The following is a 13,909-nucleotide window of genomic DNA, read 5'->3' on the forward strand; positions in this document are numbered from 1 at the left end:
GAATCAGCCCCTGACAGTGCGATAGGCGTGGATGGAGTAGAGAACCAGGCCGGCCCAGATGAACAGGAAACTGATCAGGTGGGTGTGGGTGAAGGTCTCGCCGAAAAGCGTTATGGCGAGCAGGAAGTGCATGGTGGGGGTGATGTACTGCAAAAAGCCGATGGTGGCGAGCCGCAGCTTCTTCCCGGCTGCGGCAAACAGCAGCAAGGGGATGGCGGTTACCACACCGGACATCGGGATCAGCATGTCCAATGCAACACCGTGGGTGAGGAAGATACCGGTCCCCTTCTGGTTCAACTGCACCAGGTAAAAGAGGGCAAACGGCATGAGGAGCAGGGTTTCGACGGTGAGGCCGACCAGCGGCTCCACGTGCAGCACCTTGCGGATCAAGCCGTAGAGCCCGAAGGAGAGCGCCAGAAGCAGCGAGATCCAGGGCACGCTGCCGTATTGGATGGCGAGATAAAGGACGCCAGTGAAGGCAAGCACGAGGCTGATCCACTGCGGGCGTTCCAGTCGCTCGCGCAGGAATATGAACCCGAGCAGCACGTTGACCAGCGGGTTGATGAAGTAGCCGAGACTCGACTGCAACACCTCACCGACACTGATGGCGTAGATGAAAACCAGCCAGTTGGTGGCGATGAGGATGGTGGTGACAAATAGGACGGCGAGGGACTTCGGGCGTTTGAGCACTTCAATGGTGGCCGGCCACGCACCTTTCCACGATATAAGCAGCACTAAGAACGCGAGCGACCAGACGATCCGGTGCGAGACCATCTCCAGCGGCGGGACAACCTTGACGCTCTTGAAGTAGACCGGGAAGAATCCCCAGCAAAGGTAAGCCGCCAGGCCGTAGATGACGCCCTGGCGGCTTTTTTGCGCAGCGGTGAGCTCGGTATGTTCAGTAAGGTTGCTCATGTGGCAGATGTCCTTGTGCTAACGGGTCCACATCTCCTCCCTACGAGGAGGAGCAGGTCCATTTCTCCTCCCCCCGGAGGGGGGAGGTCGGGTGGGGGGAAGTCTTAGGCTAACGACGCCCCTTCCCCCTCCCCAGCCCTCCCCCTCCGGGGGAGGGAGCTTAGCTTCGATAACTAGATAACTTTAAGCCCGCGCAGCAGGATTACGGTGATGGTGATGGGGGCAACGTACTTCACCAGGAACAGGAAGATGCTGATGATGGCGCCATTCTTCAACTGGCCGTCGTTGGAGAGAGCCGCCCTCACCTTTTCCTCGCCCCAGACCCAACCGACAAAGAGGCAGATGAACAGACCGCCCACCGGCATCAGGAAGTTCGAGGTCACGAAGTCGTAGAGGTCGAACATGGTCATACCGAACAGCTTGAAGTTGGCCAGCGTGCTGTTGGAAAGCGCCGCGGTGGAACCGATCAGGGCCAGGAGGACCACGGTCAAAACGGTCGACTTGAATCGGGATACACCGAAGCGCTGGTGCAGGTAGGCTACCGGCACCTCGAGGATAGAAAGCATGGCGCCGGTGGCGGCGATGGCACCGAGCACGAAGAAGAGCACCACGAAGACATTGCCGAACGGCATCTGCGAGAAAACGGCCGGGATGGTAATGAACAGCAGCGACGGACCCGCCTCCGGTTTGAAGCCGTAGGTGAACACGGCCGGGAAGATGGCGATGCCCGCCAGGATGGAAACGGTCAGGTCGGCGAGCATGACGCGCAGCGCGGTCATCGGGATATTCTGGTCATCGCGGAAATAGCTGCCGTAGGTGATCATGGTCCCCATGCCGACGGAGAGCTTGAAAAAGGCGAGCCCCATGGCGGTCAGGACGACAGACCCGGTCACCTTGGAGAAGTCCGGGCGGAACAGGAATTCGAGACCGGCGGCCGCGCCGGGGAGCATGAGGCTCCTGACGCCGATCATGACCAGGATCAGGAACAGCACCGGCATGAGGCGCTTGGTGGTCTTCTCGATTCCCTTGGAGACGCCGGCGATGATGATGGCGCCCACGAAGACGAGCACCAGACACTGCCAGAATACGGACTGCACCGGATCGGTGATCAGCTTTTCGAAGCCGGCAGAGGTGACCTTGGGATCGGCGGAGAGGATGCTGCCGGAAGCGGCTTTGAAGATGTAGGCGAAGACCCAGCCTGCCACCTCGGTGTAGAAGGCGAGGATCAGGAAGGCCGAAAGCACACCGGCCGCGCCGATGAGGGCCCAGCTTTCGTTCTTGGGGTGCAGCACTTTGAAGGTCGTGAGCGCGTCGGACTTGGAGCGACGGCCCAGCATGAGCTCGGCGACCATGACCACGAGGCCGGCCATCAGGGTCGACAGCAGGTAGACGATGATGAACGCGGCCCCGCCGTTAAGGCCGGTCAGCGCGGGGAATTTCCAGATGTTGCCCAATCCTACCGCCGAACCGAGCGTTGCGGCGATGACTCCTAAACCCGTGGTGAAACTGTCCCGTGCCTTGGTTACTGTTACGTTTTGCATGTCCTTGCCTGTGTCCTTTGCTCTGCTTCCTGTAAATTAGCGGCAGTATTGCCGCGACAGCTAAACTAAAATCGTTGCGCCCGGACCTCTTCAATGAGGGGCTGTCAATGGCGCCTTGCGCTCCTCCCCCCGGAGGGGGGAGGCTGGGAGGGGGGCAACAACGCCAAGTGAGAAGGCTACCCCCTCCCTGTCCTCCCCCTCCGGGGGAGGGTACGATACTGCCGCCTGCGCTATGCCACCCCCCTACTGCTTACTCCCTACTTCTTTATGGCGGCAACCTGCCCCGAGGTGATCTGGCAGAGCTGGTCCGGGGTCAACGCGAATACGGCGTTGGGGGTCCCGGCGGCAGCCCACAACTCCGTGTAGCCGAGCAGGTCTTCGTCGATGAAGGTGGACAGCGGCGCCGGATGCCCGACCGGCGAAACCCCGCCGATGGCATATCCCGTCTGCTCGCGCACGAAATCGGGCGTCGCCCGCTCTATCTTCTCGCCCACCAGGGCTGCCAGCGCCTTCTCGTTGACCATGTTGGCGCCGCTTGCCACGACGAACACCGCGTTGCCGCTTTCCTTGCCGCGGAACACCAGCGACTTCACGATCTGCCCGACCTCGCACCCCACGGCGTTGGCCGCATCGACGGCGGTGCGGGTGCTTTCACCCATTTCCTTGACCCGACAATCGATACCGAACCCGTTCAGTGCATCCTGTACCCGTTTCGCGCTTGCACTCAATGCTGAATCCATCGCTGCTTTCCTCCCTGCGAAAGTCATAGAATCAAAGCCGTTGGCCACGGAGAAAATCTGAGAACTTCGGAGAAAATCTTTAAAAGGGATTTGCCTTTCTCAGATTTCCTCAGATGTTCTCCGTGGCTAATGGTTTATCGGTTTTAGCAGTTACCCTGGTGAAGAGATACAGCCCGGCGAAGATGATGGACCCGCCTATCGTCTGCCGCACAGTCGGGTTCTCGCCCAGGAACACGGCGGCCCACAGAATCGCCCCCAACGGCTCGCCCAGAATGCTCACCGACACGACGGACGCCTGCACATAGCGCAGCACCCAGTTGAAGACGGTGTGTCCGAGGATGGTGCAAACGAGCGCCAGCGCGACGAATATAAGCCAGTCCTGCCCGGAGTACGGGTAGAATGGCACGCCACCTGCGGCAGCGGCTGCGCTCAGAGTAATCGCGCTGGCGCCGTAGGTCACGAAGGTGTAGCCGGTAAGCGGCAGACCGTGGCGCAGCCTCCTGCCGATCAGCAGGTAGCCGGAGACCATCACGGCCGCGAAGAGCGCGAGCAGGTCGCCGATGAAAGCCTTCTCCCCGACCTGAAAGTCGGTGGCGCCGATCACGACGCTCCCCACGAAGGCAAGGAAACAGCCGTAGAGCGCCTTGCGCGGCACCCGCTCCTTGAAGAAAATCCAGGAACCGAGCACGACGAAGAGCGGCTGGGTGGTGACCAAGACCACCGAACTGGCGATGGAGGTGTACTTGAGCGAAATGAACCAGGTGACGAAGTGCAGAGCGAGAAAGACACCGCTGGCGGCAGAGAGCCAGACCTGGCGCGCGGTCATGCCGCGCAAAGCGGGCGCGCCGCCCCAAAGGGTGAAAGGCGCGAGGAAGCAGAAGGTGAAGATGAGCCGGTAGGCCGCTATCACCAGGGGGGGAGCCGTGCAGACCCTCACCAGGATGGAGGAGAAGGAGACAGCAAAAACCCCTACCAGGATGGCCAGGTAGGGGTTGATCCAAGGTTTGCTTGTGGTGTCAGACACCCTACTCTCCCAGGTATGCCTTTCTCACTTCGGGGTTGGACGCGAGTTCCTTGGCGTCGCCCTGCAGAACCACCTCGCCGGTCTCGAGGACGTAGGCGCGGTGGGCGATGGAGAGCGCCATGTTGGCGTTCTGCTCGACCAGGAGGATGGTGGTGCCGCTGGCGTTGATCTCCTGGATGATCTGGAAGATCTGCTCGACCAGCATCGGGGCGAGGCCCATGGAGGGCTCGTCCAGAAGAAGCAGTTTCGGGCGGGACATGAGCGCCCGGCCCATGGCCAGCATCTGCTGCTCGCCGCCGGAAAGGGTCTTGGCGGGCTGCTTCTTGCGCTCATTCAGGCGCGGGAAACGCTGGAAAATCTTCTCCATGTCGGAGGCGACCTCGTTGTCGCTTCTCGTGTAGGCGCCCATCTCCAGGTTCTCGAGCACGCTCATCTTGGCGAAGACGCGGCGCCCCTCGGGGACCTGGGAGATGCCCAGCTTGACGATCTCGTGCGGCGGAAGCTTGGTGATCTCCTTGTCGAGGTAGGTGATCTTGCCGCCGACCGACGGAACGATGTTGGAGATGGTGTTCAGGATGGTGGTCTTACCCGCGCCGTTGGCGCCGATGAGCGCCACGATCTCACCCTGGTTGATCTGGAAGGAAACGTTTTGCAGCGCCTTGATGGCACCGTAGTTCACGCTGACATTCTCTACCTTAAGCATCCGCTGCTCCTTTGCCGAGGTACGCCTCGATGACCTTCGGGTTCTTCCTGATCTCCTCGGGCGTGCCTTCGGCGATCTTGACCCCGTAGTCGAGGACGGCGATGCGGTGCGAGATTCCCATGACGAACTTCATGTCGTGCTCGACCAGGAACACCGTGACGCCGGTGGCGCTGATCGCCTTCACCATCTCGGCCAGAACCTGCTTCTCCTGCGGGTTCATGCCGGCGGCCGGCTCGTCAAGGAGGATGATCTGCGGTTTGATGGCCAGGGCGCGGGCGATCTCGAGGCGGCGCTGCTCACCGTAGGGAAGGTTCCCCGCCAGTTCGTAGGCCTTGTGGGTCAGGTCCACCTGCTTCAGGCAGGACATGGCCAGTTCCTTGAGCTCGTTCTCCTCTTTGCGGACCCACGGGAGGAACTTCAGGGCGGCACCGGTCAGGTCGAAGGAGCCCTGGGTGTGCGCGCCGATCAGGACGTTCTCCAGCACGGTCAACTGGGTGAAGAGCCTGATGTTCTGGAAGGTCCTGCCGATGCCGGAACCGGCGATCTTGAAGGCGGGCTTCCCGGAGATGCTCTCTCCCATGAAGGAGATCTGCCCCTCGGTCGGGGTGTAGATGCCGGTGATCAGGTTGAACATGGTGCTCTTGCCGGCACCGTTGGGCCCGATCAGGGCCATGATGCTCCCCTTCTCGACCTCGAGGTTTACCTTGTCTACGGCGACCAGGCCGCCGAAGCGGATGGTGACGTTATCGAGTTTCAGAATGGACATGCGTTACTCTCGTTTCGTGAGTTATTTGAGTAAGTTACTTGCCTGCCGGCTTCCTGCCCACCGCGCGCAGCAGCAGTTCGGTGACGTTGACGCCACCCAGGAGCCCGTTGGGGCGGAACACCATCAGGAACACCAGCAGCGCGCCGTACACCAGCATGCGGTACTGGGACATGAAGCGCAGGAACTCCGGAGCAGAGGCGAGCACCGAGGAACCGATCACGGCGCCGGGGACGCTGCCCAGGCCGCCCAGAACGACCATGGCCAGGATGTCGACCGATTTCAGGAAGCCGAAGTCGGAGGGGTTGATGTAGCTCAGGAAGTGGGCATAGAGGCCGCCGCCGATGCCGGCCAGGAAGGAGCCCAGAGCAAAGGCCTGGATCTTGTAGCGCGCGGTGTTGATGCCCATGGCGTCGGCCGCAATCTCGTCCTCGCGGATCGCCTTGAGCGCGCGCCCGAAGCGGGAGTTCTGCACGAAGGTGACCAGGATGATGGCCAGGATGGCGACCACCCACACGTAGATCGGCATGGGGATGGAGGTCTTGGCCTGCGGGACGGTGAGGCCGAGTGCCTTGTTGGTCGGCTCGAAGTTCAGGAAGAATACTTTGACGATCTCGGCGAAACCCAGGGTGCAGATGGCCAGGTAGTCACCGGTGAGCCTCAGGATCGGGAAACCGATCATGGCCGCCACGATGGCGGTGACCACGCCGGTCACGGCGAGGTTGGCGAAGAAGGGAAGACCAGTCTTGATGGTCACCATGGCGCTGGTGAAGGCGCCGATGCTCATGAACGCGGCGTGCCCCAGGGAGAGCTGACCGGTCAGGCCGGTGATGACGTTAAGCCCCAGCGCCAGCACGATAGCGATGCCGACGTTGACGAGGATCTGCAACATGTACGGGTCGATCGAGCCGACCAAGCTGTTCAGGAAGTCTGCCATCGAATCTATACCTTCTTTGTAATTTTTTGGCCGAGGAGACCGGTCGGTTTGACGAGGAGCACCAGCACCAGGATGGTGAAGGCGATGGCGTCACGGTAGGACGAGTAGCCGATGGCAACGCCGAACACTTCGGAGACGCCCAGGAGCAGGCCGCCCAGCATGGCGCCGGGGATGGACCCGATCCCGCCCAGGACCGCCGCGGCGAAGGCCTTCAGGCCGGCCATGAGGCCCATGTTGAAGGAGACCGCGTTGAAGAGAACGCCGACCAGTACCCCGCCGGCCGCAGCAAGCGCGGAGCCGAGGGCGAAGGTGAAGGAGATGACGCGGTTCACGTTGATTCCCATGAGGGCCGAGGTGTTGTAGTCCTCGGAGGTGGCGCGCATCGCCTTGCCGATCTTGGTCTTCTGGACGATGAACTCGAGGGCCATCATGAGGACTGCGGAGACGCCGATGATGAGGATCTGCAGGGTGGAGATGTCAGCGGTCCCCACTTTGATCTGCCGCACCGGGAAAGCCCCGTCGGGGAAACCCTTGGCGTCGGCGCCGAATACCATGAGCGCCAGCGAGGAGAGGAAGATGGAAACGCCGATCGCGGAGATGAGCGCGGAAAGGCGTGAGGACTTCCTCAGCGGACGGTAGGCGATCAGTTCGATGATCACGCCCATGAGCATGCAGAAGACCATGGCGCCTGCCATGGCGACGAACACGTTCACCTTGAAGGCGGAGACCAGCAGCAGGCCGATGAAGGCGCCCGCCATGAAGATCTCGCCGTGGGCGAAGTTGATCAGGGTGATGATCCCGTAGACCATGGTGTAGCCGAGGGCGATGAGCGCGTAGACGCTCCCCAGTGCCACGCCGTTTACTAGCTGTTGTAAGAACATGTCGACTTCCTTCCGACTGGATTTGTCTGACCAAAATCCGGCATCCGCATCGGAGCCAGGATTTACGGTTAAAACTTTCTCAAAATAAAACAAGGGAATAGCTATCGATGTATACCATAAGCGTCTGGAAATAAGCAAGCTATTGGTAAACGCGACAGAAGTCGTAAAACGAAGCCGTTGCCGAAAATAAAACAACAACAGCCCCTCTAATGAGTGGCCTGACCCTCGACCGCGCGACACTTTACAACAGCTTGATCTGTTTCGCAACGTTAAACTTTTGATTACTACAAAAAACGGCCCCACGATGTGTGGGGCCGTTTCATATATATTCCGCTTCGAATTTTTAAAACAGTGGCTGAATCCACCGCATCAGCCGCGTTTACGGCGACACCTCCATGCAGCGTCGGACCGGTTCCGTTTTATCCCGGGACAAAAAAAGGTGCCGTGACCGGAGGAGGAGTCGGCCACGGCACAATTACATAACAACAATGCTTTTTCCTGGTTCCCAAGCTCCAGCTTGGGAATCCCATGTGCCGCAAAGCTCCAGCTTTGCATCCGAGGGAAGTTGCAGCTTCCGAGAGGCTTTGCATTCCCAAGGCGGACCTTGGGAACGAGATCAAAAGGGGGACTGACTCCGCAGGCGCCTGTCCCCTTTCTGTTTCAAGGGGGACTGGCTCCGCAGGTGCCTGTCCCCTTTCCCGCCGAGATCTAGACTTCAACCTCGGCCTTACTCTTCTCGAACCAGCCGTACACCGCGGGAATGATCAACAGGGTCAACAGGGTGGAGGTTATCAGCCCGCCGACCACGACCGTTGCCAGCGGTTTCTGGATTTCGGCGCCGGTCCCGCCGGCAAAGAGCATCGGCATCAAGCTGAAGATGGCTATGGACGCGGTCATCAAGACCGGGCGCAACCGGTCCACCGCCCCTTTGCGCACGGCCTCCTCGACGGAAAGCCCCTCTTCCCGCAACTGCGCGATCCTCGATACCAGCACCAGTCCGTTCAGCACAGCGACGCCGAACAGGACTATGAAGCCGACCGACGCGGGAACGGACAGGTACTGACCCGACAGGAACAGCGAGAAGATCCCACCAATCAAGGCAAACGGGAGGTTTGAGATCACCAGCAATGCCAGTCGTATCGACCGGAAGGTGACGTAGAGCAACAGCAGTATCAACGCAACAGCCACCGGACCGATAATCATCAGCTTGTTCATCGCGCGCTGCTGGTTCTCGAACTGTCCGCCCCAGGTAAGGTAGTACCCGGCGGGGAGCTTGACCTGATCCTTGATCTTCTGCTTCGCCTCGGCGACGAAGCTGCCGATGTCCCTGCCGCTCACGTTCATCTCGATGCCGATCCTTCTTACCCCGTCCTGGCGGCTGATCTGCACCGGCCCCTCCACCATCTTCACCTCGGCGAGCTGTTCCAGCGGGATGTTCATGCCCGACTTGGTCGTGATGAGGAGGTTACGAATCGCCTCGACGGAGTTCCTTTTATCCTCGGGCAGGCGAACCGTGATGTCGAAGCTGCGGTTGGACTCGTAGAACGTGGAAGCCGCCTTGCCTGCCACGGCGATCTCGATCACCTGCTGCACGTCGCTTATGTTCAGGCCATAACGGGCGATCTTGGTTCGGTCGATGGCGACGGTAAGGTAAGGCTGCCCCGAAACCTTCTCCGTATTGAGGTCCGTCCCGCCCCTTACCGTTGAGAGAACCTTGGCGATTTCGGCGGACTTGTCGCGCAGCACGTCCAGGTCGTCGCCGAACAGCTTTACTATGAGCTGCGCCCTGGTCCCCGCCACCAGCTCGTCGATGCGGCACTGGATCGGCTGGCTGAAGCCGAAGCTGATACCGGGGATCGTTTCCAGCGCCTCCCTCATCTCGTTGGTCAGCTCCTCCTTTGAGATGTCGCGCTTCCACTGCTCCTTGGGCTTGAACACGCCGACGTAGCCGGTCTTGTCGGGGCCGCGGGTGTCGAGGGCTACGCCGGTCTGCCCGATGCGCCCCACTACCACGTCCAGCTCGTCGAACTTTTTCAGCTTCGCGGTTGCCTGCTGGTTCACTTCGAGCGCCTTGGCCAGCGAAACACCCGGCAGCATGGCGATGTCCATATCGAAGGAGCCTTCATCCATGATGGGCATGAACTCGGTGCCGAGCCTGGTCACGAGGAACAGAGAGAAAACGAGCAGCCCACCCGCGATACCGAGCACCACCTTCTTGCGGTTCATGGCGTACTCGAGCAGCGGCAGGTACTGCTCCTTGGCGTACAGCATGATCCTGCTTTCCTTCTCCGGTTGCGGCTTCAAAACGACGCTGCAGAGCACCGGGATGATGAAGATGGAGAGGAGTAGCGACGCCAGGAGCGCGATGGCGACGGTGATGGCCAAGGGGCCGAACATCTTCCCTTCGATCCCCTCCAGGGTGAGGATGGGGATAAAGGTGAGCGCGATGATCAGTTCGCCGAAGATGCTGGGCTTTCTCACCTCCATCACCGCCTTCAGCACGGTCTTCAGCTTGGGCTGTCCCTCCCCTGCCTCGCTCAGGTGACGCTGCACGTTCTCCACCTGGATGATGGTGGTGTCGATGATCATACCGATGGAGATAGCGAGGCCGCCCAGGGACATCAGGTTCGCGGTGATGCCGGTCAGCTTCATGACGATGAAGGTGGCCAGAAGCGACAGCGGCAACGCCAGGAGTACCACGATGCTGCCGCGGATGCTGTTCAGAAGGAGGTACAGAACCACGAGGACGAGGATCGCCCCCTCGATGAGCGCCTTGTTCACCGTGCCGACGCTCGCCTTGACGATGTCGCTTCGGTCGTAGTACGGCACCATCTTGATGCCGTCGGGAAGCATGTTGCTCTCGTTGATCTCTTTCACCTTGGCGGCGACCCGGGCCACGACGTCGCGGCTGTTCTCACCCCGGAGCATCATCACGATGCCCCCCACCGACTCGCCCTTCGCGTCCTTCACCGCCGCCCCCATGCGCACGGCCTCGCCGACTTTCACCTGGGCCAGGTCGCGCAGGTAGACCGGCGTCCCCCCCTGCGATTTGAGGACGATATTCTCGATGTCGCCGGTGCTCTGGATGAGCCCCACGCCGCGCACGATGTACTGGTCGGTGCCGCGCTCGAGCACGTTGCCGCCGACGTTGCTGTTGTTGCTGCCGATGGCATCGTGCACGTCCGCCACCGTGACCCCGTACTTGACCAGCTTGTCCGGGGATACCTCCACCTGGTATTGCTTGAAGTAGCCGCCGAACGAGTTGATCTCATTGACGCCCGGCACGCTCTTCAGCTGCGGGGTGATCACCCACTCCTGGATGGTGCGCAGGTTGGTGAGGTAGGCGCGCTGCTCGTCGGGGTTCTGGGACATCTTCCCCTCGAGGGTGTACTGGTAGATCTCCCCCATGGCAGTGCCGATCGGCCCCATGGCCACCTCGACCCCTTTGGGGACCTTTTCCCGCGCCTCGGCCAGCCGCTCGAAGACGAGCTGGCGGGCGAAATAGATGTCCACGTTGTCCTTGAAGACCACGGTGACGATGGAGAGGCCGAACTTGGTCACCGAACGGAGCTGTTCGATGTCGGGAAGCCCGCGCATCGCCATCTCGATGGGATAGGTGACGTTCCTCTCGATCTCGACGGCCGAGAGCCCGTCTGCGTGGCTCACCACCTCCACCTGGATGTTGGTGACATCGGGGAAAGCGTCGATGGGAAGTTTGAGATACGAATAGAAGCCGAAGACAACGATAGCCAGCGCAAGGAAGATGACCATCCCCTTCTGCTTCAGCATGAATGCGACTGTTTTTTCAAGCATCGGTGCTGGTCTCCTTAGTGATCGTGCCCCTCGATTTCGCCCTTCTGCAGCTCCGATTTGAGGACGAAGCCCCCCCTGACCGCCAGCCGCTCACCTTCCCTGATGCCGGAAAGGATCTCGACCATGCCGCCGGAGGCCCGGCCCGGTTCCACCTGGCGCGGTTCAAAGACACCCTCTTTTTCCGAGACGAAGACGAGCTTCTTCCCTTCCAGCTCCTGGACCGCCTCCTCGGGCACCGCGATTACCGCCGGGGCGTCTGACGCTGTCGCGAGTTCGACCGTGGCGAACATCTCGGGCTTGAGTTTGCGCCCGGGGTTGGCCACCTCTACCCGCGCCTTGATGGTTCGGGTCGCGCCGTCGACGACGTCAGCCAGGTAGGTGATCCGGCCGCGGAACTTGGTTTCGGGAAAGGCGTTAACCACGACCGTCGCCGCCTGTCCGCGGCGTACCTTGACCAGGTCCTTTTCGTGAATATCGACCATCACCCAGACCGAGGAGAGGTCGGCGACCGTGTACAGGCTCTTGGCGGGATCGGCAAGCTCCCCGACGATAGCGTGTTTCTCAGTGATGACGCCGGAGATGGGAGAGCGCACCGGCAACAGCGGCTTTCGATCCGCCTTTAGGTCGCCGGCGGAGACGCCGTACAGGGAGAGGCGTTCCTGGTCGGTGTGCATCTCGGTCTGGGCCGTCTTGTAATCGGTCTCAGCCTGGAAGATCTCTTTGCGCGCGGCGATCTTCTTGTCCACCAGCGCCTTAACGCGCTCCATGTTGGACTGGGCCAGGGAGAGCCTGGTCTTGGACTGGTGGTAGCGGCTCAGTGCCTCGCCAAGCTCAACGCTGTCCAGCGTCGCAAGCACCTGACCGGAGCCGACGCTGTCGCCAAGCGAGGCGCGCACGGCGACTATTTTGCCGGAAATACGCGGGGAAACATGGGCGATGCGGTCGGCGTTGGCCTCGACCTTGCCGGTCGCACTGATGACGCCCGCTAACTGCTGCTTCTTCACGGCGGCCACGGCCACGCCGCTTTGCTTTTGCACCTCGGCCGTCATCTTGATCAGCTTCGCGCCGTGCTCGTCATGCCCTTCGTGCCCCTTCTCCTCCTTCCCTTCCGCGTGCCCGCCTTTCTCTTCGCCGTGCCCTGCTTCAGCGTGTTCGGCGTGCTCGCCTCCCGCGGTGGAGTTGACGAGACGATAAGCGACACCGCCGCAGAGGGCAGTGGCGAGGATAAGTCCGATGATGATTCCCTTCTTGTTCACTGCGCACCTCCGTTGATGTCAGCGGCAACCGCCGATTCCAGTCTGTTGAAAGCGACCTGTCTCGCATGCAGAGCGGCCAGGTAGCTGTCGCTCACCTCGAAGTACTTCTTCTGCTCCTCGATCACCGCCAGGATGCCAACCTCCCCGAGCCGGTACGCCTCCTGGGTCAGCTTCAGGTTTTCATCGAGCTGGCGCAGGATGTCGGAGCGGTACAGGGAGAGTACCTTTTCGGCGTTGGCGAGGCTCGCATGGGCGCTCTCCACCTCGCGCTCGACGCCGGCGGCGGCGCCCTGGAGGCGGATTCCGGCGCCGCTGCGTTTGGCCCGCGCCTCCTGTTGCCCGGCCTGGTTCCGATCGAATACCGGGATCGGCATGGAAAACCTCACGCCGATGGTGTAGGAGGTTTCCCTACCTGTGACGCCGCCGATCTCCATGGAGGAGGCATCGCGGCTCAGCGATATCCCGGCGGTGAGGTTGGGGATCCCTTCCGCCTCGGCGAGTGCGACCTCGGCGTCGCTCTTCTGCATCGCCGCATGCAGCGCCTTGAGGTCGGGACGGTCCTGCATGGCGACCTGCTTCAACTCCCCCACCCCCTTGATGGCAACGTCCTTACCGTTCAAAGTCCCGCTCAAAACCGGGGACGCTGTCGGCGGGAGGGCCATGAGCGCAAAGAGCTTGGCACTGTTGTCCAGCACCCCCCGCTGCAACTCGATCAGATTCCCTTCGCTGCGAGTCAACTCGACTCGGACCAGGTACATCTCCAGTTCCGGGATATCCCCCGCCGCGAGACGGTCCTCGGCCACCTGGAGCAGTTGCTTGTTCAGTTCGATGGAATGGCGCGCAAGGCCGACCCGCTCCCGGGCGAGCAGCACATCGCAGTAAGCCGCCTGCACCTGCTCCTTGAGAGCGCGCTCGCGGTCAGCTACCAGCCAGCGGTAGGCGGCAAGGTCACGCTCCGCAACCGCGCGGCGCTTGAGGCGCTTGTCCCCCAGCAGGAACTCCTGGGATATACCCAGCGAGAGGTTACTGTCGTCGCTGCTGCCGGTAAGCGCACCGGTGGCAGCTTCCACGTCCAGCGTAGGATTGGGAATAACCCCGGCCCGCACAGCGGCGGCGTCGAGGATGCCGGTTTCTTTGCGTAAGGAGACGAGCTCCGGGTTGTTTTGGAGCGCCGCGTCCACGGCCTGCTGCAGCGAAATGTGCTGCGGCTCGGCAAGTGCGGGTACGGCTGCCAATAGAGACAAGGCGACGGCCACGGCTAGGCGCGCGCCCCTGAAGGCGTTTGTTGCCAAGAAAAACCTCCTGGATGCAATGTTGGAAAGGCGGAGAAAACAGG

At 61.3% G+C, this 13,909-nt stretch carries 11 protein-coding genes; all 11 read right to left on the reverse strand.

All coding sequences use genetic code 11. The annotated features are described in order from the left end of the window. Positions 1-3: 3 nt before the first annotated feature. Positions 4-915, reverse strand: a complete 912-nt coding sequence (rarD, locus tag KP004_RS11035) for an EamA family transporter RarD (protein ID WP_216798601.1) — start codon at positions 913-915, stop codon at positions 4-6. Positions 916-1,088: 173 nt separating this feature from the next. After that, positions 1,089-2,456, reverse strand: coding sequence for a sodium-dependent transporter (locus KP004_RS11040; protein ID WP_216798602.1), 1,368 nt, complete (start codon positions 2,454-2,456; stop codon positions 1,089-1,091). A 257-nt stretch (positions 2,457-2,713) separates the two neighbouring features. Then, positions 2,714-3,196, reverse strand: coding sequence for a YbaK/EbsC family protein (locus tag KP004_RS11045; protein WP_216798603.1), 483 nt, complete (start codon positions 3,194-3,196; stop codon positions 2,714-2,716). Positions 3,197-3,305: 109 nt separating this feature from the next. Next, positions 3,306-4,220 (reverse strand): DMT family transporter, encoded by a 915-nt coding sequence (locus KP004_RS11050; RefSeq protein ID WP_216798604.1) that lies wholly within the window; start codon positions 4,218-4,220, stop codon positions 3,306-3,308. Between the two features lies 1 nt (position 4,221). Then, positions 4,222-4,923 carry an ABC transporter ATP-binding protein gene (locus tag KP004_RS11055; RefSeq protein WP_183346398.1) on the reverse strand — a complete coding sequence of 234 codons (702 nt, stop codon included), beginning with the start codon at positions 4,921-4,923 and terminating at the stop codon, positions 4,222-4,224. After that, positions 4,916-5,689, reverse strand: coding sequence for an ABC transporter ATP-binding protein (locus tag KP004_RS11060; RefSeq protein WP_216798605.1), 774 nt, complete (start codon positions 5,687-5,689; stop codon positions 4,916-4,918). The genes KP004_RS11055 and KP004_RS11060 overlap by 8 nt, the downstream gene beginning before the upstream one ends. Positions 5,690-5,723: 34 nt before the next feature. Then, entirely contained in the window at positions 5,724-6,623 is a 900-nt protein-coding gene (locus tag KP004_RS11065; protein WP_216798606.1) for a branched-chain amino acid ABC transporter permease, read from the reverse strand. 5 nt (positions 6,624-6,628) lie between these two features. Continuing rightward, positions 6,629-7,504: a branched-chain amino acid ABC transporter permease gene (locus tag KP004_RS11070; protein WP_199388525.1), complete on the reverse strand. Its 876-nt coding sequence runs from the start codon at positions 7,502-7,504 to the stop codon at positions 6,629-6,631. Positions 7,505-8,212: 708 nt separating this feature from the next. Beyond that, positions 8,213-11,317 carry an efflux RND transporter permease subunit gene (locus KP004_RS11075; protein ID WP_216798607.1) on the reverse strand — a complete coding sequence of 1,035 codons (3,105 nt, stop codon included), beginning with the start codon at positions 11,315-11,317 and terminating at the stop codon, positions 8,213-8,215. A 14-nt stretch (positions 11,318-11,331) separates the two neighbouring features. Continuing rightward, a complete protein-coding gene (locus KP004_RS11080) occupies positions 11,332-12,573 on the reverse strand; it encodes an efflux RND transporter periplasmic adaptor subunit (protein ID WP_216798608.1) in 1,242 nt (413 codons plus the stop codon). Next, a complete protein-coding gene (locus KP004_RS11085; RefSeq protein WP_216798609.1) occupies positions 12,570-13,865 on the reverse strand; it encodes a TolC family protein in 1,296 nt (431 codons plus the stop codon). Before KP004_RS11085 ends, KP004_RS11080 begins: the two co-directional genes overlap by 4 nt. Positions 13,866-13,909: the final 44 nt, after the last annotated feature.

The organism is Geomonas oryzisoli, from assembly GCF_018986915.1.
GTDB classification, from domain to species: Bacteria; Desulfobacterota; Desulfuromonadia; order Geobacterales; family Geobacteraceae; genus Geomonas; species Geomonas oryzisoli.